Annotated in this window: 20 protein-coding genes; 9 read left to right on the top strand and 11 right to left on the bottom strand. The window is 58.0% G+C overall.

Features of this window, described 5'->3' with window-relative positions:
* Window positions 1-176 precede the first annotated feature (176 nt).
* The 4 genes from asmA to alkA all read right to left on the bottom strand — a co-directional run bounded on the left by asmA (window position 177) and on the right by alkA (window position 4,328).
* Window positions 177-2,024: an outer membrane assembly protein AsmA gene (asmA, locus tag KO1_RS00685; RefSeq protein ID WP_004103712.1), complete on the bottom strand. Its 1,848-nt coding sequence runs from the start codon at window positions 2,022-2,024 to the stop codon at window positions 177-179.
* Between the two features lie 27 nt (window positions 2,025-2,051).
* Window positions 2,052-2,633, bottom strand: coding sequence for a dCTP deaminase (dcd, locus tag KO1_RS00680; RefSeq protein WP_004103714.1), 582 nt, complete (start codon window positions 2,631-2,633; stop codon window positions 2,052-2,054).
* Window positions 2,634-2,723: 90 nt separating this feature from the next.
* The gene (gene udk / locus KO1_RS00675; RefSeq protein WP_004103715.1) at window positions 2,724-3,365 is read right to left on the bottom strand and encodes a uridine kinase; all 642 of its coding nucleotides are present in this window, start codon (window positions 3,363-3,365) and stop codon (window positions 2,724-2,726) included.
* A gap of 114 nt (window positions 3,366-3,479) precedes the next feature.
* Window positions 3,480-4,328: a DNA-3-methyladenine glycosylase 2 gene (alkA, locus tag KO1_RS00670; protein ID WP_004113986.1), complete on the bottom strand. Its 849-nt coding sequence runs from the start codon at window positions 4,326-4,328 to the stop codon at window positions 3,480-3,482.
* Window positions 4,329-4,463: 135 nt separating this feature from the next.
* On the opposite strand from alkA, the gene yegD reads away from it, so the two are divergent.
* Window positions 4,464-5,816 (top strand): molecular chaperone, encoded by a 1,353-nt coding sequence (gene yegD, locus KO1_RS00665; protein ID WP_024274463.1) that lies wholly within the window; start codon window positions 4,464-4,466, stop codon window positions 5,814-5,816.
* Window positions 5,817-5,908: 92 nt separating this feature from the next.
* Here yegD and KO1_RS00660 read toward each other — a convergent pair whose 3' ends face one another.
* A complete protein-coding gene (locus KO1_RS00660; RefSeq protein WP_004113987.1) occupies window positions 5,909-7,195 on the bottom strand; it encodes a citrate synthase in 1,287 nt (428 codons plus the stop codon).
* Window positions 7,196-8,006: 811 nt separating this feature from the next.
* On the opposite strand from KO1_RS00660, the gene KO1_RS00655 reads away from it, so the two are divergent.
* The 4 genes from KO1_RS00655 (at window position 8,007) to KO1_RS00645 (ending at window position 11,893) form a co-directional block, all read left to right on the top strand.
* On the top strand, window positions 8,007-9,977 hold the full coding sequence (locus KO1_RS00655) for a sensor histidine kinase (RefSeq protein WP_064406802.1): 1,971 nt from the start codon (window positions 8,007-8,009) through the stop codon (window positions 9,975-9,977).
* The gene (locus KO1_RS00650) at window positions 9,974-10,672 is read left to right on the top strand and encodes a response regulator transcription factor (RefSeq protein WP_004103720.1); all 699 of its coding nucleotides are present in this window, start codon (window positions 9,974-9,976) and stop codon (window positions 10,670-10,672) included. Before KO1_RS00655 ends, KO1_RS00650 begins: the two co-directional genes overlap by 4 nt.
* 356 nt (window positions 10,673-11,028) lie before the next feature.
* The gene (locus tag KO1_RS27940) at window positions 11,029-11,169 is read left to right on the top strand and encodes a small membrane protein (RefSeq protein ID WP_145986174.1); all 141 of its coding nucleotides are present in this window, start codon (window positions 11,029-11,031) and stop codon (window positions 11,167-11,169) included.
* A gap of 106 nt (window positions 11,170-11,275) precedes the next feature.
* Window positions 11,276-11,893, top strand: coding sequence for a helix-turn-helix transcriptional regulator (locus tag KO1_RS00645; protein WP_004103721.1), 618 nt, complete (start codon window positions 11,276-11,278; stop codon window positions 11,891-11,893).
* A 298-nt stretch (window positions 11,894-12,191) separates the two neighbouring features.
* Here KO1_RS00645 and KO1_RS00640 read toward each other — a convergent pair whose 3' ends face one another.
* Together KO1_RS00640 and KO1_RS00635 are read right to left on the bottom strand one after the other, a co-directional pair.
* Window positions 12,192-13,466, bottom strand: a complete 1,275-nt coding sequence (locus tag KO1_RS00640; protein WP_004113990.1) for a dicarboxylate/amino acid:cation symporter — start codon at window positions 13,464-13,466, stop codon at window positions 12,192-12,194.
* Window positions 13,467-13,692: 226 nt separating this feature from the next.
* A complete protein-coding gene (locus KO1_RS00635) occupies window positions 13,693-14,811 on the bottom strand; it encodes a succinylglutamate desuccinylase/aspartoacylase family protein (RefSeq protein ID WP_049102285.1) in 1,119 nt (372 codons plus the stop codon).
* Window positions 14,812-14,825: 14 nt separating this feature from the next.
* On the opposite strand from KO1_RS00635, the gene KO1_RS00630 reads away from it, so the two are divergent.
* Complete coding sequence (locus KO1_RS00630; RefSeq protein WP_004103726.1) at window positions 14,826-15,281, top strand: Lrp/AsnC family transcriptional regulator; 456 nt, start codon at window positions 14,826-14,828, stop codon at window positions 15,279-15,281.
* Here KO1_RS00630 and KO1_RS00625 read toward each other — a convergent pair whose 3' ends face one another.
* From KO1_RS00625 to KO1_RS00610, 4 genes are all read right to left on the bottom strand, one after another.
* Entirely contained in the window at window positions 15,282-16,007 is a 726-nt protein-coding gene (locus tag KO1_RS00625; protein WP_023321298.1) for an ABC transporter permease, read from the bottom strand. It abuts the gene before it with no gap.
* Window positions 16,004-16,696: an ABC transporter permease gene (locus KO1_RS00620; protein WP_004103729.1), complete on the bottom strand. Its 693-nt coding sequence runs from the start codon at window positions 16,694-16,696 to the stop codon at window positions 16,004-16,006. Before KO1_RS00620 ends, KO1_RS00625 begins: the two co-directional genes overlap by 4 nt.
* Before the next feature lie 64 nt (window positions 16,697-16,760).
* Entirely contained in the window at window positions 16,761-17,534 is a 774-nt protein-coding gene (locus KO1_RS00615; protein WP_004103731.1) for an ABC transporter substrate-binding protein, read from the bottom strand.
* A gap of 28 nt (window positions 17,535-17,562) precedes the next feature.
* Window positions 17,563-18,324: a dimethylarginine dimethylaminohydrolase family protein gene (locus KO1_RS00610; protein ID WP_024274468.1), complete on the bottom strand. Its 762-nt coding sequence runs from the start codon at window positions 18,322-18,324 to the stop codon at window positions 17,563-17,565.
* A 383-nt stretch (window positions 18,325-18,707) separates the two neighbouring features.
* On the opposite strand from KO1_RS00610, the gene KO1_RS00605 reads away from it, so the two are divergent.
* From KO1_RS00605 to mdtC, 3 genes are read left to right on the top strand one after another with little or no spacing between them, the layout of a single operon-like run.
* The gene (locus KO1_RS00605; RefSeq protein WP_024274469.1) at window positions 18,708-19,961 is read left to right on the top strand and encodes an MdtA/MuxA family multidrug efflux RND transporter periplasmic adaptor subunit; all 1,254 of its coding nucleotides are present in this window, start codon (window positions 18,708-18,710) and stop codon (window positions 19,959-19,961) included.
* Window positions 19,961-23,083 (top strand): MdtB/MuxB family multidrug efflux RND transporter permease subunit, encoded by a 3,123-nt coding sequence (locus KO1_RS00600; RefSeq protein ID WP_024274470.1) that lies wholly within the window; start codon window positions 19,961-19,963, stop codon window positions 23,081-23,083. Before KO1_RS00605 ends, KO1_RS00600 begins: the two co-directional genes overlap by 1 nt.
* Window positions 23,084-26,161, top strand: coding sequence for a multidrug efflux RND transporter permease subunit MdtC (mdtC, locus tag KO1_RS00595; protein WP_023329862.1), 3,078 nt, complete (start codon window positions 23,084-23,086; stop codon window positions 26,159-26,161).

The raw sequence follows: 26,161 nt of genomic DNA, 5'->3' as shown, positions 1-26,161 counted from the left end.
GCTTTCGCAGGCTGGCGCACCGGAGTGTAGCCCGGCAATTTCATAATGCAGATGATGCTTTAATAAGGCGCCCCAGTTTATGCCGGGCGGCGGCTGGCGCCTTACCCGCCCGACAAAGAGTGATACCTTTCCCGAACTTGACGCGAATCCTCAATACCCCGTGACCGCTGCCAGACTCATAGTTTGTCGAGCAGCTTTTTCACATCCTTACCATCCTGGGTATCTTTATTGCGTTCGACCCATTCATTAAGCCGCTTTTTAGCTTCATCCTGCAACTGCTTACGCAGTATCTGATCCACCTGCAGGCTGTAGCTCAGCGTCTGCCAGTTGCCATAAATACGCAGAGGGATCGCGGTCTGTTTGAGACGGTCAATGAGCTTGCTCTCACCCTTCCAGCCGCCCAGAACCCGAACGTTGAAGCGCATATCGCACTCTTCTTTCAGCAGGTTAAGCTCGCCCTGACCGGTCAATGCCATGAGTTCAGACTGCCCTTGCAGACCCTTTAAGGTAACCAGTCCGTTATTCAGCTGCAGCTCGGTACTGACGTCGTCGAGTCGGGTCGCGTTATCGTAATTTTCCTGGGCTTGAACGTTAGTACTGCGCTCGACGGCCTGCTGCACCAGCTGCTGGAAGTTAAGTCCTTCCGTGCGCGTATCCTTCATCTGAATTTGCGCCTGCCCCTGCCAGCTGCGGCGGAATTCATCAGCATCAATCTTGTCGCCGGAAAATTCGCCGGTCAGCGAAAGCTTGCCGGTGAGGTTAATCGAGTAATCAAACGCTTGCAGAATCGTGCCTATCTCAACGTTGTCGAGCTGAGGCTTAAACGAGGCATGCGGCGTCTCGCCGCGCGCGTCCAGCGAGCCGGGAAGCGAAAGCTGTCCGCCGTCCAGGTTCCCCTGCATTTGGTTAATGGTCAACAGCCCCTGCTGGTTGCTGATATCGCTTTTAACCTGAGTAAAATTCATGCCCCGCCACTGCAGCTGGTCCGCCGCCAGGGTCATCCGCGCGTTAAAACCGCGCAGTGAGCTGTAATCCCGCTGAAAATCGTTATCGGCAATCACCGGGCGGAGCTGCCGGGTCTGGCTTTGGCCTTGCTGGTTGACGCCATTATTGCTGGCTGCAGCGCCACGCGAAAGCAGGTTATCAAGATTCAGCGTGCCCGCATGAAGGTTAAGCGTCCAGTCAGGCCGATCGCCCAGCACAACGCTGCCGCTGCCGGTAATCGTGCTGCCGTTTGCCGTTACGTTCAGGTTATCGAAGCTGAGCTTTTTGGCATCTTCCAGCCAGCTCGCCTGCAGGCTGGCCTGGCCGCTCATCCCTTCCGGCGGGAGTTCTGCCCCGCGAAGCTGCCAGTTGAGCTGTGAAAAATCAGCCTTCAAAGAGTGAGGATAGTCGCCGCCCTGCACCCGGGCGGAGAAGGAGAGCGCCAAATCCCGCTGGTCGCGGTTCACCCGACCAGAAAAATCGACCGTCGCGCGATGGCTGTCATCCTGCTCCATCTGCAGACGGATATCGCGCACCGTAACCTGTTCGCCATCTTCATGCTGGAAGAAGAGCACGCTGTCGGCAATCTGCAGTTTTTCGACATCATATGACCAGCCGCGATCCTCCGGCACCTGAGGCAGCGTGTTGTCGTGCGGGACAACCGGTGCGCTCTGGCTACGTACGGCTTCGGTTTTTGAGGTCAGTTGGATCACCGCGCCTTTCAGCATCACCTGCTTGACCTGCAGCTGATGAGAAAGCAGCGGCAGCAGCCCGACGTCGAGGCGCATGTTATCCGCGCGGATAACCGGCTCCTCCGCGCCCGGCGCGGTCAGCTTCATGCGGCCTGAAAGAATGCTGAGCTGCGGCCAGACGTGCCAGCGCAGCGGACCATCGAGTTCGAGCTGATAGCCGCTGCGATCCGCTACCTCTTTCACCATATAGGCGCGAAAATCGTTGGGGTTGACCAGCAATACCAGCGCGGTAAGACCGGCGACAACAACCGCCAGTAAGATCATCAGCGTGGTCAGAATTCGTCTCATGGCATCCTCAGCAAACCGCTAAAATTATCAATCCTTGTCGATTCGACTCGCTACCGCGCCCTGCTGATCGCGATATTTCGCGTCTTCGCGGCGGTTATAAGGACGTAGAGCCGGCCCGGATAAAGGCTCAAAGCTTAACGCCCCGATAAGCATCCCTGGACGCAGCGCCAGCGGCAGCTTACCTGAATTATAGAACTCAAGAACGATACAGCCGGACCAGCCCGGATCGATACGGTGTGCGGTCACGTGCACCATCAAGCCCAGACGCGCCAGCGAAGAGCGCCCGTCAAGCCAGCCGACCAGATCCGGTGGCAGAGTGACTGATTCATAGGTTACCGCCAGCGCCAGTTCGCCCGGATGCAAAAAGAACGCTTCGCCATCCGGCAGAACAATCTCTTCACTCATCACCCGGTCCAGGGCCGCGCTGACTTCCGCCTTGGGGCCGCTCAGGTCAATAAATCCCGCCGTGTGGCCGCGGAAAGTGCGAAACTTATTTCCCAGCCGAACATCGACCGTCGCGCCGTTAATACGCTCAATGGGCGGGCGCGGATTAATGGCCAGCCGGCCCTCATCCAACCAGGCTTCTATATCTCGATCGCACAGACGCATGAACGTTCTCCTTTAAGGCATTGCGCCCCTACGCCTTCCGGGGGTAAGGGCAAATTGGCTTCTCTTTGCACGTTACACAATTCGTTGGTGTTATTCAAAGAACTGACTGATTTTGGCCTTCAGTATATCGATGGCGATACGGTTCTTACCGCCGCGAGGCACAATAATATCGGCATACTGTTTGGAAGGATCGATAAATTGCAGGAACATCGGGCGCACCGTTTTCTGGTACTGCGCCATCACCGAATCCATTGACCGCCCGCGCTCGTTAACGTCGCGCTTGATGCGGCGCATCAGGCAGATATCCAGCGGGGTATCGACGAATATGGAGAAACTGAGTTCGTTGCGCAGGCGGGCATCGGTCAGCAGCAGAATCCCTTCCAGAATGATGACTTTCTTCGGTTCAATGTGAATGGTTTCCGGCATACGGGTATGCTCAACGTAGCTATACACCGGCAGCTCTATCGGCTGGCCGTTTCTTAACATCTGTAAATGCTGAAACAGCAGACTATGATCCATGGAGCTCGGATGGTCATAGTTGGTTTTTACCCGCTCTTCCATCGACAGATGACCTTGATCCTTGTAATAGCTGTCTTCCGGAATAACGCCGATATGTTCATCGCCGACCTGTTCACGTAATTCACGATAAAGCGTACTGGCGATAAGGCTTTTGCCCGAAGCCGATGCGCCGGCGATGCCTATAATGACGCACTGATGAGACGTATCAGTCATAAATTTTTGCGACCTGATTAACCTGGGAATGTAGGAAGGGTGGCGGTTGACCGCCAAACGCCGCAATTATAGGGATTTCAGCGCGTCGATACCAGTGCTAAGCGCCGCTCGGGTCTATTCCGGCTCCGGCGACCAGCCTTCCGTATACCATATATGGAGTAAAGCGTAAGAGCGCCAGGGGTGCCAACGGCTGGCATAGCGCGCAATACGGGTCGGCGTCATACCAGGGAAACGCTGTTTAATCAGATAATCATCCGGCAGAAAGATATCCGGCGCCTGCCAGCCGCGCAGCGCGAAATAGTTGGCCGTCCAGCGGCCTATGCCGGGCAGCGTCTGCAGCTGCTTCATGCCGGCGTCGATATTATCCGGCGCCACCAGCGGGAGATCGCCGCTGATGGCCGCCCGCGCCAGGTGTACCAGCGCCTCCGCGCGCCGCAGGGGCATGCCCAGCGCCTTTAGCGCCAGCGGGTCGGCCTGCGCCAGCCGCTGCGCGCCGGGAAACAGGTAAAAACCCGGCGCGTCGGCCAGCGGTTCTCCGAAGGCGGCCACCACTTTCCCGGTGAGCTTTGCCGCCATCGCCACGCTGACCAGTTGACCCAGCACCGCGCGTACCGCTTGCTCAAACGGGTCGAGAGAGCCCGGCAAACGCAGCCCCGGCCTCGGCCGCGCGAGCGCCCCCAGCGTCAGGGCAACCTGCTGCGGGTCACAGGATAAGTCCAACAATCTCCCCACCCGCATCAGGCACTCGTCCGCCACCGGCTGCAGTCCGGCGGAAAGCGTCACCCGCATGCCCTGCGCGGCCTCATCCGGCATCACCGTAATCAGCCCGGCGCAGCCATTAAGGGCAAAGCTGCGGCGATAGCCATCGTCGCCGAAGGTTTCAATCCCCTGCACCGCACGAGCGCCAAGAAAGCTGAACATCCAATGCCAGTCGTAGGGGGGATTCCAGGGTAGCAGCGTCATCATTTCTCCTTTTTAGCGTTTCAATCATAGCGGCTCCGCGCCGGACGCGCCTTGCTTTTAAATTCCAGTTGTCGCAGTGCCGTCGATCCGCTAAAGTCGCCCCCCTTCTTCACCGGCATGGGGATTTTGCAGGCTATGTATATTGGTTTTGACTACGGTACCGCTAACTGTTCGGTCGCGGTGATGCGCGAAAATACACCGCAGCTGCTGACGCTGGAAAACGGCAGTTCACTGCTGCCGTCCATGCTTTGCGCGCCGACCCGCGAAGCGGTCAGCGAGTGGCTCTACCGCCATCATGACGTCCCGCCCAACGGTGATGAAAACCAGGCGCTGCTGCGCCGCGCGATAAGCTTCAATCGTGAGGAAGATATCGATGTACTCAGCAACAGCGTGCAGTTTGGCCTCGCTTCGCTGCATCAGTACGTTGACGATCCGGAAGAAGTTTACTTCGTGAAGTCGCCGAAATCGTTCCTCGGCGCCAGCGGGCTCAAGCCGCAGCAGGTTGCGCTGTTTGAAGATTTAGTCTGCGCCATGATGCTGCACATCAAACTCCAGGCGCAAACGCAGCTGCCGGACGCCATCGACCAGGCGGTTATCGGACGGCCGATTAACTTCCAGGGGCTGGGCGGCGATGACGCCAACGCCCAGGCGCAGGGAATTCTTGAGCGAGCGGCAAAGCGCGCGGGCTTTCGCGACGTCGTATTTCAGTTTGAGCCGGTCGCCGCCGGTCTGGATTTCGAAGCGACGCTGAGCGAAGAAAAACGCGTGCTGGTCGTCGATATCGGCGGCGGGACTACCGACTGTTCACTGCTGTTGATGGGGCCGCAGTGGCGGGAAAAAGCCGATCGCCAGCAAAGCCTGCTCGGCCATAGCGGCTGCCGCGTCGGCGGTAACGACCTGGATATCGCCCTGGCCTTTAAATGCCTGATGCCGCTGCTGGGCATGGGCGGCGATACGGAAAAAGGTATCGCGCTGCCGATTCTGCCGTGGTGGAATGCGGTGGCGATTAACGACGTTCCGGCGCAGACCGATTTTTACAGCGCCGCCAATGGTCGTCTGCTTAACGATTTGCTGCGCAGCGCCCGCGATAGCGAGAAGGTCGCGCTGCTGCTGAAGGTGTGGCGTCAGCGTCTTAGCTACCGTCTGGTGCGTAGCGCGGAAGAGAGTAAAATCGCCCTTTCCGCGCAGCCGACCGTGACAACCGATCTGCCGTTTATCAGCGATGAGCTGGCCACGGCTATCAGCCAGCAGGGGCTGGAAGCCGCGCTGGATCAGCCGTTAACCCGCATTATGGAGCAGGTTCAGCTGGCGCTGGATAACAGCAATGAGCAGCCGGATGTGATTTACCTGACCGGCGGCAGCGCTCGCTCGCCGTTGATTAAAAAAGCGCTGGCAGCCCATCTGCCGGGTATTCCGGTTGCCGGCGGCGATGATTTTGGATCGGTCACCGCCGGTCTGGCCCGCTGGGCGCAGGTGGTATTTCGTTAACCATCCGTTCCCGGACTACGGGACGCAGTGAGTTTGTTGCCCGGCTTAGCGCAGCGCGAGCCGGATTCACTCCCCCCGATTGCCGCCTCCTCTCAGCGCCCTTCGCGCCGCGAAACGTAATCCCGCCTCTTTTCACCGGTATAAATCTGCCGCGGGCGATAAATATTCAGCGGCGCTTCGTGCATTTCGTTCCAGTGCGCCACCCAGCCGAGCGTTCTGCCAACGGCGGTGATCACCACAAACATGGATGAAGGCAGCCCCATCGCTTTGAGGATCACCGCTGTATAGAAATCAACGCTCGGCGACAGGCCATTTTCCACGAAGTACGGGTCGGTCAGCGCCACCTCTTCGAGGGCCATCGCTACCTGCAATGGCATATCGCACATCCCCAGTTCCTCCAGCACCCGGTGACAGGTTTCGCGCAAAATAGCGGCTCGCGGGTCGAGGTTACGGTAGCGAGAGTTACCGAATCCGAGACGACGTAACGCCTGCGGGTCGCGTTTCGCTTTGCTCAGGAACGCAGGGATTTGATCAACGGTTTTAATCTCCTCCAGCATCCGCATACTGGCTTCATTAGCCCCGCCGTGGGTCGGCCCCCACAGCGAAGCGAGCCCTGCGGCGATACAGGCAAACAGGTTCGCCCCGGAAGAGCCCGCCGCCCGAACGGTGGTGGTTGATGCGCACTGGCCATGATCGGCGTGCAGCACCAGGATCTGGTTCATCGCCTGTTCAATCACCGGATTCAGCTGGTACGGTTCCGCCGGGATGGCAAACAGCATATGCAGGAAATTGCCCGCATAAGAGAGATCGTTGCGTGGATACTGCGCCGGTTGCTCAATAGAGAACTTGTAGCTCATCGCCGCCAGCGTCGGCATTTTCGACAGCAGGCGGGTGGCGGCCAGAGCCCGGTGCTCCGGGTTTTCAACGTCCAGCACATCGTGATAAAACGCCGCCAGCGTGCCGACCAGGGCGCACATTAAGGCCATCGGATGCGAGTCGCGGCGGAAGCTGCCGCACATCCGCGCAATCTGCTCGTGCACCAGGCTATGGCGGGTAATCGTATTTTTGAACACCTGATAGCTGGCTTCATCAGGCGCATCGCCCTGCAGCAGAATCCAGGCCACTTCAAGAAAGTCACACTGGCGAGCCAGCTGATCGACCGGATAGCCGCGGTGCAGCAGAACGCTGTTCTCGGTATCGATCCAGGAGATAGCCGACGTGCAGCCGGCGGTATTAGCAAAGCCGGGGTCGAAACTGCACAGGCCTGAAGACGCCAGCGGACGGATATCCATGCCGAGGTGGCCCAGCGTTCCCGCCACCGTACCCAAAGGAATAGACTGCTGTTCATCCAAAGAAAGCGTTAGCGATTTCGTCGTCATCCTGTAAGGTCCCCTTCCACAACGAGTCAATGATTAACCTGGTCATTTCTCCAGGCGGAATAACCAACATAACCACAGTCGACCGCTGATTCTTTGATATAAATAACCAAAACATTGATAAACGACGGCTATTATTCATACTTAAGGAACGTCAGGGCGATTTTTCAACCGCATAAAATACGCATCTCTTGAAATTAGCTGCATCTAAATTCTGACATTCCGCCTGTGAATAATATTTTTACTTCATCAATGAGCAATATATAACCATATTTGTCTAATTTTTTGCGCCTGCAGGATTCGCGTCTCTAGACTTTGCGGCCCTGATTGCCTGAATGCGTTATTTATCACGGGCGCCCCGGCGGGCGTTGACGCCCCGTGCGATCGCTGCCCCCTCGGCCCTGGCGACAGGTAGGGTTTATTACCATCTTTTCTCCCGACATTCATTAAAGCTTAATATAAGCACCTGCTTTTATATGCGCTGATTAAATAATCTATTGCTAATGGTATATAACTCCATGCACCTTCACGGCAGCACATCATAAATCCCTATGCGCTGTTTGAATTTTCCACTTGCTTATTATGACCCGCCCTCATACGTTAACATTGATTGCGAATCTTCTTACGGCAGGTCTGGCCAGTTACCCGGCTTGCAGATAACGCTGGAATAATATCTGCGGCACCAGCAGAATGCTGCGTTGTCCAGCCCTGTAATTTTATTTCCCGGATTCCGGAGAGTTGTCTGTGCCAGCCGCAGAGCCCCGGCGCGTTTATACCGTACGGATTGATTAGTCCATGCCGCAAGGGGGCGTAATTGAATCGTTTGTGCGCTTTTTTTGATGTTCTTCGCAGGCACCGTGGACCGCATTTCTGGGCATGGTGCAGCATCCTTATGGCCCTGCAGATGTGTACGCCGGCGCGCGCGGAAGTCCGTCAGCTGGGTATCGATATTCCCGTTGACTGGTACGCCGACGCCAGCGGCCGGATGTCCCTCGACGCCTTTCTTGCGCTACCGCAAGAGGCGCTAAAAACGGCGTCGCTGATCCCGTCGTTTGGGTATTCAAAAAAAACTTTCTGGCTGCGCACGTCACTCCCGGCGGCTTATTTTTCCGGCGAGCAGCGCTGGCTGCAGCTTGGCCCACCGTTTATCGATCGTTTAACCGTCTATTATCGCCCCTACGGCAGCGATAGACCGTGGAAACAAAAAGAGTTTGGCGACCATGCCCCAGCCCGCGATAGCGACCTCGACTACCGCGAAAGCGTGCTGATTTTAGCGCCCCCGCCCACGGCGGCAGGTTACGAGATGGTCTTCCGTCTGCAGAGCAGCAGCACCCTGATCCTGCTGGCGACGCTCTCATCGCCGCAGGAATTCGTCCGTTCGGCCACCCTCGATACCGCTTTCTGGAGTTTCTATTTCGGTCTGGCGGTCATTGCCAGCGGCATCGCCCTGTGGCTTGCCGTTGCGCTGCGCCGACGTCTGCTGTGGGGGATCTGCCTGTTTTCGCTGAACTATCCGCTCGTCGCGGCCCTGCATGGCTACCCGGAATGGTTATTCGGCGACGCCCTTCTGCCGGTTCAGGATTACATGATTAGCTGCCTGTCGCTGGTAAGCTATGCCACCGCGCTGTGGCTGCATAGCGAGGTCTTCGATCTGAAGAAGAACATGCCGCGGCTGCATCAACTGCTGCTGGCGGCGATCGGCTTAAACATTGCGCTGCAAATCAGCATTCCGCTGGGATTTTACGGCCGGGCAATGCAAATTGAAGCGGGGATATTTTTTATCGCCTCCCCGGTGCTGTTGATCACCTCATGGATGCTGTGGCGGCGTAAAGCGGTTGATATGAATACGCTGCTGCTCGGGCTGCTGCCGCCGGTTTACGTGGTGTCAGCCGGGCTGGCCCTGCTCTCGGTACACGGCGTGATTCCGTTTCATACCAGGGTTTATTCCACCTGGCAGTATGCGCTGATCATCCATATCGTCACGGTCCTGATCATCGCTGTACTGCGGGTGCGGGCGGAAAACCGTACCCTGATGCGCAAGCAGCAGCTGGCGAGAGAGTTACAAATTGAACGCGAGGCCAGTTTCCACCAGCGCCAGTTTATGGGGATGGTGGCGCATGAGTTCAGAACGCCGCTGGCCATCCTCGAGGCGGCGCTGGAAAATCTGCGCCTGTGCCCCACTGTGTCCACGCAGAGCGCGCGCCTCGATCGTATGCAGCGAGCGACCACCCGCCTGGTGCAGCTCACCGATAATTGCCTCGCCGATGCCCGGCTTTCCTCCAGAGACCTGCACGCCGACCGGCAGAATGCGGAGCTGCTGCCGGTTATCTATACCGCCGCCACGGTAGTGGATCTGTCGCTGAATCATTATTTACATGTCATCTGCGAAGGGCAAACTGTCGGGCCGCAATCGCCTTCGCCGGTGCTGTTTATTGATAGCGGGCTGCTGTGTATTGCGATCGCTAATCTGCTCGATAATTCAGTCAAATATTCGGCATCAGGTGAAATAAGAATCGAGATTTATCGCCTGCAAAAAGGGTTTGAAATACGCATTGGCGATCGCGGCCCCGGCATCGCGCCTGAACAGGTTGAGCATATTTTTGAGCGCTATCGACGCGGCGAAACCCATACGACCACGCCAGCCGGCACCGGCCTGGGTCTGTACGTCGCCCGACAAATTATACAGGCCCACGGGGGGGAGCTGTGCCTGGCGAAAAATACCGCTGACGGGTGCGAATTTGCGCTCACACTGCCGCTGGATGGACAGCAGAAGGACAAATCATGACATTACGCGTCGCTATCGTTGAAGATAGCGCTGATTTACTCGACGAACTGCTGGCCTTTTTACGCCATCGCGGCTTCGATGCATGGGGCGTGCGCAGCGCTGAAGCCTTCTGGCGGCAGCTGCATCGCGATCCGGTTGATATCGTGCTCATCGACATCGGTTTACCGGGAGAAGACGGATTTAGCGTGCTGGATTATCTGCATGAAATTGGCCATTTCGGACTGGTCGTCATCACCGCCAGAGGCCATGAGCAGGATCGCCTGCAGGCGCTGAACGCCGGCGCCGACCTGTATCTCATCAAGCCGGTCAACTTTTCCGACCTCGCGGAGAGCATTCACGCGCTTGGCGCCCGTCTCCGCCAGCAATCCGCGCCCCAGCCCACCGCGCCGACGATATCAGCGGAACGGTCAGCCTCTTCCACCTGGATATTACAAAGCGAACAGTTGATTGCGCCATCGGGGCTGATCCTGCCGCTAACGCAGCAGGAGTACCGTCTGCTGGAACTGTTAATGCGCAACCGCAATGAAGTGTGCAGCAAAGTTGACCTGCACGCCTCTCTGTTCACCGATGAAGGCGAACCGGAACTGCACCGGATCGATGTCGTCGTCAGCCGCTTGCGCCACAAGGCCCGCCTTCAGGGCATGGCCCTGCCGATTCGCGCTATTTTTGGCAAAGGTCTGGCGTTTCTTTCCTGATATTTGCCGACCCGGCCTCACCAGGCATTGCATCTTTGCGGCGGCGTCATGGCGGATAGTTTTTCATTCCTCCGCCTCTTGATCACTTTTTTTCAGTTTTTGAGAGGAATGAGAGAAATGAGACTGACAGCATATTAAGAATTTTCTTACATTGACATGGCATCGGGAGCGTACCGATTCAAAGCGTCCTCAGGCTAACCAGCTGTGGTCAAATTCAGCACAGCCTGAACGCTGGCCGCCCGCTGTACGCTGTCCGTTCGCCTGTGCCGGCACGGTTTAAAGAAGAGAATAAAAATATTCTCGTGCCTGGGATGTACATTTTTAACACCTGAAAATTTAATTAAAGGATATCCATCATGGCCATGCAAACATGGTTAGCCTTATTACTGTGCATATTTTGCCTCTGCATTTCGGTATATAGTCTTATTTCTTATATCCGCGACAGGAGAAAACAGAAATTTCCGTTTTCAGCCAAGCACTCTTCGCGCAGAAAATAACTCAGGCGACACCAATAATAAATTATCTGCACAGTAACAATCACCGCATACGCCCGGAGGATTGATCGCAACATGGCGTTATGTTGATTTACAGGGAACTAGCGCCATGAAAAAAATAAACATCGCAATCAATACCAGCAACACTTTTCTGCGGCAATCGCTGGCTTCCATGGTCAATGAGCTCACCCGCCGCGACGGTCATCTGCACGTCAGCTTTTCGTATAAGAAAAATGATTTTTTTGATAAGGATATTATTATCGCCGAGGTTCTCCCCGGTGAAATCTACCTGTGTAATACCAGTCTAAAAAATCGCAAATCAGATAGCTCAGTTATTATACTGCACAGCTACGACCAGCTCCCGGAGCAGGAACTGATTGTTAACTGCCTGAAAGGGGTTATTTTCGTGTCGATAAAATTAGTTAATATTGACAGGATGTTGGCCATCCTTGCCCAGGAGCTAAGAAAGTGCGAAGGTCTGGTTCTGGCCCGGCGGGCCGACTCGGCGATAGTCTGCAGCAACTGCCCGCACAAAATGCTGTCAAAATCGCAGGTTGCCGTCGCCTCCGGAATTATTCATGGCTTTGATATCAGTAAAATCTCCGCCCTGCACAAAGTCACGCCCAAAACCATCACCTGGCACAAAAGTAAAATCATGGAAAAATATCGCCTCAATAACCATTATGACTTTTTCCAGTTTATTAATTTGTTAAAAGAGCGCTGGTAAACCCGCGAATATGCCGGAACTGAGTAACACTATGCGCGATAAAATTAGGAATTTGACGGCTTGTAAGGGTCGGGAATCCGAAAAAATATCAGTGAGATGAAAAATATCTACTCTGGTGTTACGCGCAGCAGTAACATGATTTGGTTCCTTGATATGAAAATACCGTAGCGTGTTTTTAGCCATAAGAAAAACGTCTTTATCGAGGAATCTGTTACTTCGTCACATTGCCCCTTGCGTGCCTGTTAGGGGCCTCTTTTTTATGACGAAGCGCGCCCCCGTCAGAGAGGGCGCACGACGATCAGGCCTCGACCTGCTGAGCCGCGGCTTCTTCTTCCGCGACCTCTTCCTGCAACAGACCTTCATTTTTTGACAGCATCGCCGTCGCGATCCCATTCCCCAGCACGTTAATCGCGGAACGCCCCATATCGAGAAAATGGTCAATACCCATCAGCAGCAAAATACCCGCCACCGGAATATTGAAGCTCGGGATGGTCGCGGCCAGCACCACCAGCGCCGAGCGCGGCACCCCAGCGATTCCCTTTGATGCCAGCATCAGGGTTAGCATCATCACGGTGATCTCGCTAAAGCTCAGATGAATATTGTAGGCCTGAGCGATAAACATCGCGGCAAACGAGCAGTACACCATCGAGCCGACGAGGTTAAAGGAGTAGCCGATGGGCAGCACGAACGACGCGATATTACGCGAGCAGCCGAACTCCACGAGGCGCTCAAGGGTCTTCGGATAGGCAGCTTCTGAGCTGCTGGTGGTAAACGCCACCAGTACCGGATCTTTCAGCATATTAAGCAGGCGAAAAACCTCTTTTTTCAGCACCATATATCCCACCGCCAGCAGCACCATGCTGGTCAGCAGCACTGCAACGTAGTAACCGCCGATGAACGAAGCATAGTTAAGCAGGATCCCCAGCCCTTGCGAGGCGATAACCGAAGAGATGGCGGCAAAAATCGCCAGCGGTGCCACGTACATCACGTACCCGGTGACCTTCAGCATAATATGGGAAACCACGTTCAGGGCCGCCACCAGCGGAGCGTTGAATTTCTCCCCCAGCGACGCCCCGGCAATGCCGAAGAACATCGAGAACACCACGATTTGCAGAATTTCGTTGTTGGCCATCGCTTCGGTAATGCTGGTCGGAATAGTATGCGTCAGAAAGCCTTTCAGGCTCATCCCGCTCACCGCCAGGCCGGTATCGACCGACTCTTTCGGAATTGCCAGATTCAACCCGGCGCCGGGGTGCTCAAGGGTAACAATCACCAGCCCAACCAGAATGGAGAGAATCGAAGAGGTAACAAACCACACCATGGCTTTACCGCCGACCCGCCCAATGGTAGCCGTTTCGCCAAGCCGCATAATGCCGACGGTGAGCGTACTGAAGACTAATGGCGCAATCACCATTTTAATCAGGCGCAGGAATACGTCGGTCAGCAGCGTAATATTTTCAGACCATGCGGTTATGGTCGTTTGCGCGGCGTATGCGTGAATGGCCGCGCCGGAGAGGATCCCCAACAGCATAAAGATAACGATGAACAGCGTGAGTTTGTTTGCACTTGCCACAAAAATTAACCCCTGATTTATTTAACGTGTTGTTATCAATGTGCATATATTTTATTTATTGGAGCACACCAAACATTCATCACATAAATTGAATAAAAGCAGACGGGGTTACAACTCTTTTTTTAGTTTTTATAGTAAAAGTTGATATGCTCGTTGACGTGCATCAAGCAAGTTCATTCCGCCACGGCCGACGGCGGGCAAAAATACGCTCAGGGATGCTGTCCGCTTACATCGCCAGCCCGCCGCCGCCGCTGAACGGCTGCTCGCCGGCGATTTTCATTATTTCCGCCCCCAGCGTGACAAACGGTGCCCGCCGGCTGGCATAAATCAGCCCGCCCGATGTCGGCCGCACCGCTTTGACCATATCGGTCAGCGGGTCGATGATTTCCGCGACGACATCGTCGGCGCCGACCCATTCGCCCGGCTGTTTTAGCGGCACCAGGATGCCGGTCGCCGGCGCGGTGACAATCTCTCCGGCAGCAAACGGCAGCATCACCGTTTCCTGCTGCGGCACCGCAGGCTTGTCGCCCGCCAGCACGCCGCGGTACTGCAGATAACGGTAAATACGTTCGGCGTCGTCGCAGGCGGTAGCGTGATTCACCTCGTGCTGGCCGCGCAGCTCGACGGTCACCGCCATACAGCCGGGCTGCTGCGGGCCCCACGCCGGGTTTAGCGCGCTCAAACGCTGCCACGGCAGGCCGCAGGCCTCATCAAACGAGTTGCCCCCGCTCTCCTGGGACAGCAGCACGGCGCCAATACCGAGAAAAGCCGCCAGTACGTTCGCCTCGCGTTGCCAGGCCGGATCGGCGTAAAGGTGCAAAATCGCCTGGTCATCGCAATGGAGATCGAGCACCAGATCGGCATCGCAGGCGAGGCTCAGCAGATGTTGACGCAGGGCCTGAACCTCGCTTGCCACGGGAAGCGCCGCCAGCGCCTTCTGCATGCCATCGCGCACCTGCTGGAGATATTCGGCGCGCGTAGCGGGCGATTCCGCGGGTAGCCAGGGCTGCGCCAGCGCCGCCAGATCGGGAAAGTCGCGGTTGAAATTGCGCCCGCTCGCCAGATCGAAACGGCCAATGCCGCTGTTAAGCAGCAGCTGAGCCAGCCCCGGCGGATTGGCTACCGGCACCATAATAATTTCACCGCGCAGCTCGCCCCGTCGTTCCGCCTGGCTGAGTAATCTTTTAAGATAATGCAGAACCAGCATGCCCGGAATTTCATCGGCGTGCAGCCCCGCCTGCAGATAGACTTTCTCGCCGGCGCCGGGCGCGCCGAAATGAAAATGGCTTAATTGCCGCTGCCCACCGAGCGCATGTTGAGGTAATGTATCGTGTTTAATTTTCATTGGACGTCCCATCTGTGGAAAAGAAAACCCGGCTTGACCGTATCGATCATAAGATCCTTGAAATCCTGCGCCGGGATGGCCGCATTTCTTATCAGAAGCTCTCGGAGCAGGTAAATCTCACCGCGCGTCCATGTCTGGAACGCGTGCGCGGCCTCGAGCGTGACGGCATCATTCGCGGCTACAGCGCCATTATCGAACTGCCCGAGCCGGAGCATGCGTTTGTGGTGCAGGCGCAAATCGCCCTGGCCGACCACGGCCGCTCGCAGCCGGTGTTTGAACAGGAGATGCGCCAGACGCCCGAAGTGCTGGACTGCTGGCTGGTGAGCGGCAGCTTCGACTTTCTGGTACGCATCGGCTGTCGCAGCATGGCACACTATTGCCAGCTGGCGGATAGCTGGCTGACCAGTAAAAAGTTTCACGTTGATAAAATCGTTACTCTGACCGAACTCCAGGCGATTAAGCGCTCCTGATTAGCCGCGGCGGATAAACGCCAGCCAGCGCCGTTCGGCGCGGGAAAAGGCGAAAATCAGCAGAAAGGTGCACAGGAGATAGAGCGCCGCGGCCATCAGAAACGGAATAAACGGCGACCAGGTCATGGCGTAGAACGCGCGGGCCACGCCGGTAATATCCAGCAGGGTTACCGTGCTGGCCAGCGAGGTGGCGTGGAGCAAAAAGACCATTTCATTATTCAGCGCCGGGATCCCGCGTCTGAGCGTCGCGGGCAGCACCAGACGACGAATAATCTGCCATTTCCCCATCCCGTAGGCTTCTCCGGCAACCCACTCCTGACGGGGAAAGGTCAGCATCATCCCCGCCAGCAGCTCCGCGACGTAAGCGGAGGTGTTCAGCACCAGCGCCAGCGTGGCGCAGAAGGTCGCATCGCGAAACAGCAGCCAGAACGGCTGATCGTTCATCCAACCCGTCTGCACGATATCGAACTGCGACAGGCCGTAGTAAATCAGCATCAGTTGCAGATAGAGCGGCGTGCTGCGGAAAAAATACGTAAAACCACGGATGGGCAGCGCCAGCGCGCGCGGGCCGTACACCTGCCCCACCGCCATCGCAATCGCCAGCGCCATCCCGGGAACGATGGAGAGCAAAAACAGCTCCGCCGTTATCGCCAGCCCGCTGGCGGCACCGTTGCCGTCGCTCCAGATAAAGCTCGGGATCGCATCGAGAAAGGTTTGCAGATTCATAGCGCGGCCCCCGCCGTGGAAGAACGCAGCGCATAACGCTTCGCCAGGCGGCTAAACAACCAGCTGGAGAGCGCGGTAATGACCATATAAATCAGGGAAACCAGGAAATAGAAGAGGAACGGTTTTTGCGTAGCGCGCCCGGCCTGCTCGGCCAGCCATACCATGTCCTCCAGACCCAGGATCGACACCAGCGCCGACGCTTTCATCAGCCCCAGCCAGTTATTATTGATCCCGGGAATCGCGAAGCTCAGCATCTGCGGCAGCATCACCCGGCGAAATACCGTCCACGGGCGCATTCCGTAGGCCTGCGCGGCTTCGGTTTGCCCGCGATCGACGGTCAGAAATGCGCCGCGAAAGGTCTCGGTGTAATAGGCGCCGAACACAAAGCCAATCGCCAGCACGCCGGAAAAAAAGGTATTGAAGCGCACCGGCCCCAGCCCCACCGCTGCCAGCAGCAGGTTAACCAGCATCTCGCCGCCGAAAAACAGCAGTAGCATAATCACCAGCTCGGGAATACCGCGTACCAGGGTGGTGTAGGCGGTGGAAAACAGGCGCAGCCACGGCGGGCCAAAGAGTTTAACCAGCGAGTTGATCAGGCCCAGCAGCAGCGCGACCAGCAATGAGCAGAGCATCACGCACAGCGAAAGCGCCGCGCCGCGTAACAGTAAGGGTAAATAGTCTGCGACCATGTTCAGCCTTCCACGGGTGCCGTAAAGGAGCGCAAGCCAGCGCCTGCGCCCTCGCCTTCACGGCTTATTTGCCATAAATATCAAAGCTAAAGTATTTTTTCTGGATAGCGTCGTAGGTGCCATCGGCGCGAATAGCCTTGATAGCGCCGTTCAGGGCATCCCGCAGCGCCGGATTATCTTTATTCACCGCAATCCCCACATCGGAAGAGATGCCGCCGTCCTGAATGACCGGACCGGCAAAAGCGAATTTCTGCCCGCGCGGGGTATCAATAAAGCCGGTCGCCGCCTGGATATTATCCTGCAAAGCGGCGTCAATACGTCCGGAGAGCAGGTCAAGGTAGACGTTATCCTGATTCGCGTAGCTGACGATCTTCACGCCGTGGTTGGCCCAGTTAGCCTTCGCAAACGCTTCATGGGTGGAACCGGTCTGGACGCCGACGGTCTTGCCTTTCAGGCTGGCGACCTCAGGCAGCAGCGGGCTACCTTTGCGCGCCACCAGCTGCGCTGCGCTGCGGTAGTAGCGGTCGGTGAAGTCCACTTCCTTTTTACGCGCATCGGTCATATTGAGCGAAGCGATAATGGCATCGAACTTATGCGCGTTGAGAGCGGCAATCATGCTTTCGAACGGCTGCTTAACGAAAACGCATTTGGCTTTTAGCTGGGTGCACAGCGCGTTGGCGATATCAATATCAAAACCGGTAATTTCACCGCTGGGGGCCAGTACGTCAAACGGCGGATAGCCGCCATCGACGCCAAAGCTGATGGTATCAAACTGCTGGGCGGCCAGCGGCGCGCTGAGCGCCATGCAGGCCAGTAGTGCGGCAAGGCGTAGTTTCATTTCGATCTCCCCGGTGTCGGCGCATAAATTAAAAACGCAGTGAGAGGCAGGTCAGGCCGCCATCCATTTTCTTAAATTCGCTGGTGTCGAGTTGCATGACAGGCATTCCCAGCTTGCTGATTTCGCCCAGGGTACAGGGGTAGCCCTGCGGCGTAATTAAAGTATCGTTGATCCACAGCGTATTTCCGGCGTAGGCCTCTTCCTCCGGGATCACGATACGATTGAAGCCGCTAAACGCCGGATGGTTAACGTAGCCTTCCGTCAGCAGCAGCGTATTGCGGCCCACATAGTTGACAATCGATTTCAGATGCAGACCGGCGCTCACGTCAATCGCCGTCACCGTGTAGCCGTGCGGCTCAACGGCGGCGGCAAATTCGCGGATCCCCTGCTCATCGGTACGCGCCGTCAGGCCGATAAAAAATCGTTTGCCCACCAGCAGCACGTCGCCGCCGTCCATATGTCCGCTTTCGCTCATCTGCACCAGTGGACGAAACCCCGCCAGCACCGGCGCAATAGTATCGACTTCGCCCTGGCGGCTCGGCGCGCCCGGATGAGTAATCACCGCCAGTTCCGGCATGACCACCGCGGTATCTTCAACAAAGTGCGCATCGGGATATTCCGCCGCGGCAGGAAGCACGGTGACCTTCAGGCCGAGCTGCAGAAGGGTCTCTATATAGGCGAGAAACTGGCGCGTGGTGGCGGCGATATCCGGCGCGCCCAGTTGGGCGGTAGTTTGTCCTGCGCCGCAGGTGGCGGCCGGTAGACGGGCGATAGCTTGGGTAAAATGCATAAAGAACCCTCTGATAGTGGTCGCATTGCTTAAAGCAAAATCTTGAGTGAATTTGATTATTAAACAGATGCGCCTGCCAATCAGGCTGAATCACGCCCCGGGGCCGCTTATTCACGCTGTATATCAGCCTGGCTGCGACGCATTCCGCTGTGACCCTTAAGAAACAGCGAATGACCGGCGATAATTCACCGGGTTCCTCGCCCGGCTAAGCAAAATCGTTAAGCGAATTTTTCGCCTAACTATTCATCGTAACCGGCTCAAGGAAAAGCGTTTTTTCCAGACGTTTCTGGACAGTCTTTTCATAATTCCTCCATTTTTAAGCGGCGTTCGCTGACTAAACTAGTATCATTCCGTGAAACGTTTCAGGATGAGATAGCAAATTAATGAAAGGTAGCAATAAAAGCCGTTGGGCAGCCGTGCTGGTGGTAGCGATCGTCGCGGGCGCCGCGTACTGGTTCTGGCAGGGTCGCGAAGCGGCAAATAGCGGCGCGCCGACGGCGACAGGCGCGCGTCAGCAGAGCCCCGGAGGCGGACGGCCCGGTCGTTTTGGCGCCGCCCTCGCGCCGGTACAGGCGGCAACCGCGACCAGCGAAGCGGTGCCGCGCTACCTTTCCGGCCTCGGCACCGTGACGGCGGCGAATACCGTCACCGTGCGCAGCCGCGTCGACGGCCAGCTTCTGGCGATCCACTTTAACGAAGGCCAGCAGGTCAAAGCGGGCGATCTGCTCGCGGAAATCGATCCCAGCCAGTTTAAAGTCGCCCTCGCCCAGGCCGAGGGGCAACTGGCCAAAGATCGGGCGACCCTCGCCAACGCCCGCCGCGATCTGGCGCGCTACCAGCAGCTGGTGAAAACCAATCTGGTGTCGCGCCAGGAGCTGGATACCCAGCAGTCGCTGGTCAGCGAAACCCAGGGCACCATTAAGGCGGACGAAGCTGCTGTCGCCAGCGCCCAGCTGCAGCTGAACTGGAGCCGCATCACCGCGCCGATTGACGGCCGGGTCGGCTTAAAACAGGTGGATATCGGCAACCAGATCTCCAGCGGCGACACCACCGGCATTGTGGTGCTGACGCAAAACCACCCTATTGATGTGGTCTTTACGCTGCCGGAAAACCAAATCGCCACCGTCGTACAGGCGCAAAAGGCGGGGAAAAAGCTGGCGGTCGAAGCCTGGGACCGCACCAATAAACAGAAAATCAGCGAAGGCTCGCTGCTGAGCCTCGATAACCAGATTGACGCCACCACCGGCACCATCAAGCTGAAAGCGCGCTTTACAAACCTTGATGACGCCCTGTTCCCCAATCAATTCGTCAACGCCCGTATGCTGGTCGATACCGAGCAAAACGCGGTAGTGATTCCAACCGCCGCGCTGCAAATGGGTAACGAAGGTCATTTCGTCTGGGTACTGAACGACGAGAACAAGGTCAGCAAGCACACCGTCACGCCGGGTATTCAGGACAGTCTTAAAGTGGTGATCAACGCCGGTCTTTCCGCTGGCGATCGCGTCGTAACCGACGGTATCGACCGTCTGACGGAAGGCGCAAAAGTTGAGGTCGTCGAAGCCCACGATGCGGCAACCGCCGCCGAGCCGGAAAAAGCCACCAGCCGCGAATACGGTAAAAAAGGAGCGCGCTCCTGATGCAAGTGTTACCGCCGAGCAGTACGGGCGGCCCTTCCCGTCTGTTTATCATGCGCCCGGTCGCCACGACGCTGTTAATGGTGGCCATCATGCTGGCCGGGATTATCGGCTATCGATTCTTACCGGTTTCGGCGCTGCCGGAAGTGGACTACCCGACGATTCAGGTGGTAACCCTCTATCCCGGCGCCAGCCCGGACGTGATGACTTCATCCGTGACGGCCCCGCTGGAGCGCCAGTTTGGCCAGATGTCCGGCCTCAAGCAGATGTCCTCCCAGAGCTCCGGCGGCGCGTCGGTGGTCACGCTCCAGTTCCAGCTCACGCTGCCGCTGGACGTCGCGGAACAGGAAGTACAGGCGGCCATCAACGCTGCCACCAACCTGCTGCCTTCTGACCTGCCTAACCCGCCGGTCTACAGCAAAGTTAACCCCGCCGATCCGCCGATTATGACCCTCGCGGTCACCTCTTCCGCCGTGCCGATGACCCAGGTCGAGGATATGGTCGAGACCCGCGTGGCGCAGAAGATCTCCCAGGTTTCCGGCGTCGGGCTGGTCACCCTCGCGGGCGGCCAGCGCCCGGCGGTACGCGTCAAGCTCAACGCCCAGGCCATCGCCGCGCTCGGGCTGACCAGCGAAACGGTGCGCACCGCGATAACCAGCGCCAACGTCAACTCGGCGAAAGGGAGCCTTGACGGCCCGGCGCGGGCGGTGACCCTCTCCGCCAACGATCAGATGCAGTCGGCAGAAGATTATCGCCGCCTGATTATCGCCTGGCAGAACGGCGCGCCGATTCGCCTCGGCGACGTCGCCACCGTGGAACAGGGCGCGGAAAACAGCTGGCTCGGAGCATGGGCGAACAATCAGCGGGCGATCGTCATGAACGTCCAGCGCCAGCCGGGGGCCAATATTATCTCTACCGCCGACAGCATCCGCCAGATGCTGCCGCAGCTGACCGAAAGCCTGCCGAAATCAGTCAAAGTACAGGTGCTTTCCGACCGCACTACCAACATCCGGGCGTCGGTTAGCGACACCCAGTTCGAGCTGATGCTGGCTATCGCCCTGGTGGTGATGATTATTTACGTCTTTCTGCGCAACGTCCCGGCGACGATTATTCCCGGCATCGCCGTGCCGCTATCGCTGGTCGGCACCTTTGTGGTAATGGTGTTTCTCGATTTCTCGATTAACAACCTGACGCTGATGGCCCTGACCATCGCCACCGGCTTTGTGGTCGATGACGCCATCGTGGTGATCGAAAACATCTCGCGCTATATCGAGAAAGGCGAAAAGCCGCTGGCCGCCGCCCTGAAAGGGGCCGGAGAGATTGGCTTTACCATTATCTCGTTGACCTTCTCGCTGATTGCGGTGCTGATCCCGCTGCTGTTTATGGGCGATATCGTTGGCCGCCTGTTCCGCGAGTTCGCCATTACCCTGGCGGTGGCGATCCTGATCTCCGCGGTGGTGTCGCTGACCCTGACGCCGATGATGTGCGCCCGCATGCTGAGCCACGAGTCGCTGCGCAAGCAGAACCGCTTCTCGCGCGCCAGCGAGCGTTTCTTTGAGCGGGTGATCGCCGTCTATGGCCGCTGGCTGAGCCGGGTATTGAATCATCCCTGGCTGACACTGAGCGTGGCCCTCGGTACCCTGGTTCTGTCGATTATGCTATGGGTGTTTATTCCGAAGGGCTTTTTCCCGATTCAGGACAACGGCATCATTCAGGGTACGCTGCAGGCGCCGCAGTCGGCGTCGTTCGCCAACATGGCCGAGCGCCAGCAGCAGGTGTCGGCGGCGATACTCAAAGATCCGGCGGTGGAAAGCCTGACCTCCTACGTCGGGGTTGACGGCACTAACCCGGCGCTCAACAGCGCCCGCCTGCAAATCAACCTTAAGCCGCTGGACGAGCGCGACGATCGCGTGCAGACGGTGATCGGCCGCCTGCAGAACGCGGTGAGCGGGATTCCCGGCATTGAGCTTTACCTTCAGCCCACGCAGGATCTGACCATTGACACCACCGTCAGCCGCACTCAGTACCAGTTCACCCTACAGGCGAACTCGCTGGATGCGCTCAGCAACTGGGTGCCACAGCTGCTGACCCGGCTGCAGGCGCTGCCGCAGCTCTCCGACGTCAGCAGCGACTGGCAGGACAAGGGCCTGGCGGCGTATATCAACGTTGACCGCGATAGCGCCAGCCGCCTCGGCATCAGCATGGCGGACGTCGATAATGCGCTGTATAACGCCTTCGGCCAGCGTTTAATCTCCACCATCTATACCCAGGCGAATCAGTACCGCGTGGTGCTGGAGCATGATACCCAGGCCACGCCGGGGCTGGCGGCGCTGGATAATATTCGCCTGACCAGCAGCGACGGCGGGATTGTGCCGCTGAAATCCATCGCCAGCGTCGAGGAGCGTTTTGCCCCGCTATCCATAAACCATCTCGATCAGTTCCCGGTCACCACCATCTCGTTTAACGTGCCGGATAACTATTCGCTGGGCGATGCGGTCGATGCCATCCTTGGCGCCGAACAGGCGCTGGAATTCCCGAGCGATATCCGCACCCAGTTCCAGGGCAGCTCTCTGGCTTTCCAGTCGGCGCTGGGCAGCACCGTCTGGCTGGTGGTCGCTGCGGTAGTGGCGATGTATATCGTCCTCGGAGTACTGTATGAAAGCTTTATTCACCCGATAACGATTCTCTCCACCCTGCCGACGGCGGGCGTGGGCGCGCTGCTGGCGCTGTGGCTGGCGGGGAGCGAACTGGACGTTATCGCGATTATCGGCATCATTTTGCTGATCGGCATCGTCAAGAAAAACGCCATCATGATGATCGACTTCGCGCTGGCCGCCGAACGCGAACAGGGCATGCCGCCGCACGAGGCTATCTACCAGGCCTGTCTGCTGCGCTTTCGTCCCATCCTGATGACCACCCTCGCCGCCCTGCTCGGCGCGCTGCCGCTGATGCTCAGCACCGGCGTCGGCGCGGAGCTGCGCCGTCCGCTGGGGATTGGCATGGTCGGCGGTCTGATGCTCAGCCAGGTGCTGACCCTGTTCACTACCCCGGTGATCTATCTGCTGTTCGACCGACTGTCGCTGTATATGAAGAGCCGATTCCCGCGGCGTGAAGAGGAGGCGTAGGTGAAGTTTTTCGCGCTCTTCATTTACCGTCCGGTGGCGACGATTCTGATTTCGCTCGCCATTACTCTCTGCGGCATCCTCGGTTTTCGCCTGCTGCCGGTAGCGCCGCTGCCGCAGGTGGACTTCCCGGTTATCATGGTCAGCGCCTCGCTTCCCGGCGCGTCGCCGGAGACTATGGCCTCTTCGGTGGCGACGCCGCTGGAGCGCTCTTTGGGGCGGATTGCCGGGGTCAATGAGATGACCTCCTCCAGCTCGCTCGGCAGTACGCGCATCATTCTTGAGTTCAACTTTGACCGCGATATCAACGGCGCGGCCCGCGACGTGCAGGCGGCGATTAACGCTGCGCAAAGCCTGCTGCCGAGCGGTATGCCGAGCCGTCCGACCTATCGCAAAGCCAACCCGTCAGACGCGCCGATCATGATCCTCACCCTCACCTCGGATACCTGGTCCCAGGGTGAGCTGTACGACTTCGCCTCAACCCAACTGGCGCAGACCATTGCCCAGATTGACGGCGTCGGCGACGTCGACGTCGGCGGCAGTTCGCTGCCCGCGGTGCGCGTCGACCTCAACCCGCAGGCGCTGTTTAACCAGGGCGTGTCGCTCGACGCGGTGCGCACCGCCATCAGCAACGCCAACGTGCGTAAACCGCAGGGGGCGCTGGAAGATGCCACCCACCGCTGGCAGGTGGCGACCAACGACGAGCTGAAAACCGCGGCCGAATACCAGCCGCTGATCGTGCACTACAACAACGGCGCGGCGGTGCGCCTCGGCGACGTCGCCAACGTCACCGATTCGGTGCAGGACGTGCGCAACGCCGGGATGACTAACGCCAAACCGGCGATTTTGCTGATGATCCGTAAGCTGCCGGAGGCCAATATCATTGAGACGGTGGACAGCATTCGCGCCCGTCTGCCGGAGCTACAGCGCACCATCCCGGCCTCTGTCGATCTGCAAATCGCCCAGGACCGTTCGCCGACCATCCGCGCCTCGCTGGAGGAAGTTGAGCAAACGCTGGTGATCTCGGTGGCGCTGGTGATCCTCGTGGTCTTCCTCTTCCTCCGCTCGGGGCGCGCGACGCTGATCCCGGCGGTGGCGGTTCCGGTTTCGCTGATCGGCACCTTCGCCGCCATGTACCTGTGCGGCTTCAGCCTTAACAACCTGTCGCTGATGGCGCTGACCATCGCTACCGGCTTCGTGGTTGATGACGCCATCGTGGTGCTGGAAAACATTTCCCGCCATCTCGAAGCGGGCATGAAGCCGCTGCAGGCGGCGCTGCAGGGGAGCCGGGAAGTCGGATTTACCGTTCTGTCGATGAGCCTGTCGCTGGTGGCGGTATTCCTGCCGCTGCTGCTGATGGGCGGCCTGCCGGGAAGGCTGCTGCGCGAATTCGCCGTTACTCTGTCGGTGGCGATCGGCATCTCGCTGGCGGTCTCCCTGACCCTGACGCCGATGATGTGCGGCTGGCTGCTGAAAAGCGGCAAGCCGCACGAGCCGACGCGCAAGCGCGGTGTTGGCCGCCTGCTGGTGGCGATTCAGGGCGGATACGGTAAGTCGCTGAAGTGGGTACTGAAGCATAGCCGCTTAACCGGCCTGGTGCTGCTTGGCACCATCGCGCTGAGCGTCTGGCTCTATATTTCGATTCCTAAAACCTTCTTCCCGGAGCAGGACACCGGGGTGCTGATGGGCGGGATCCAGGCCGATCAGAGCATCTCGTTCCAGGCGATGCGCGGCAAGCTGGAGGACTTTATGAAGATCATTCGTGAAGATCCGGCGGTGGACAACGTCACCGGTTTTACCGGCGGCTCGCGGGTCAACAGCGGGATGATGTTTATCACCCTGAAGTCGCGCGATGAGCGCCATGAAACGGCGCAGCAGATTATCGATCGGCTGCGGAAGAAGCTGGCCAAAGAGCCGGGGGCCAACCTGTTCCTGATGGCGGTACAGGATATCCGCGTCGGCGGCCGTCAGGCCAACGCCAGCTACCAGTACACGCTGCTGTCGGACGACCTTGCGGCGCTGCGGGAGTGGGAACCCAAAATCCGCAAAACGCTGGCGGCGCTGCCGGAGCTGGCGGATGTCAACTCCGACAGCCAGAATAACGGCGCCGAGATGGACCTGATCTACGACCGCGATACCATGTCGCGACTCGGCATCAGCGTGCAGGACGCCAATAATCTGCTAAATAACGCCTTCGGTCAGCGGCAGATCTCAACCATCTACCAGCCGCTGAACCAGTATAAAGTGGTGATGCAGGTCGACCCGGTCTACACCCAGGACGTCAGCGCCCTCGATAAAATGTTTGTGATCAACAGCGAAGACAAGGCGATCCCGCTATCCTATTTCGCCAAATGGCAGCCGGCCAACGCCCCGCTGTCGGTGAACCATCAGGGGCTGTCGGCGGCATCGACCGTGTCGTTTAACCTGCCTACCGGCAAATCGCTGTCAGAAGCCAGCGACGCCATTAACCGGGCGATGACCCAGCTTGGCGTGCCGTCCAGCGTGCGCGGGTCGTTCGCCGGGACCGCGCAGGTGTTCCAGGAGACCATGAACTCGCAGGTGATCCTGATTCTGGCGGCTATCGCCACGGTCTATATCGTGCTGGGGATCCTCTATGAGAGCTACGTTCATCCGCTAACCATTCTGTCGACTATTCCGTCCGCGGGCGTCGGCGCGCTGCTGGCGCTGGAGCTTTTCGATGCCCCGTTCAGCCTAATCGCGCTTATCGGGATTATGCTATTAATTGGCATTGTGAAGAAAAACGCCATCATGATGGTCGACTTTGCCCTGGAAGCGCAGCGCAACGGCAACCTGCCGCCGGAAGAGGCAATCTTCCAGGCCTGTCTGCTGCGCTTCCGGCCGATAATGATGACCACCCTGGCAGCGCTGTTCGGCGCGCTGCCGCTGGTTATCTCTGGCGGCGATGGCGCCGAGCTGCGCCAGCCCTTGGGGATCACCATTGTCGGCGGTCTGGTAATGAGTCAGCTGTTGACCCTGTATACCACGCCGGTGGTCTATCTGTTCTTCGACCGTCTGCGGCTGCGTTTTTCGCGAAAAGTCCATCAACCGGTAAGCGAATAA

Source organism: Klebsiella oxytoca NBRC 105695 (genome assembly GCF_001598695.1).
In the GTDB taxonomy this organism is placed as follows: domain Bacteria; phylum Pseudomonadota; class Gammaproteobacteria; order Enterobacterales; family Enterobacteriaceae; genus Klebsiella; species Klebsiella oxytoca.
Note: the sequence above shows the minus strand (reverse complement) of the source record. Positions and strands in the feature narration are given on the sequence as shown.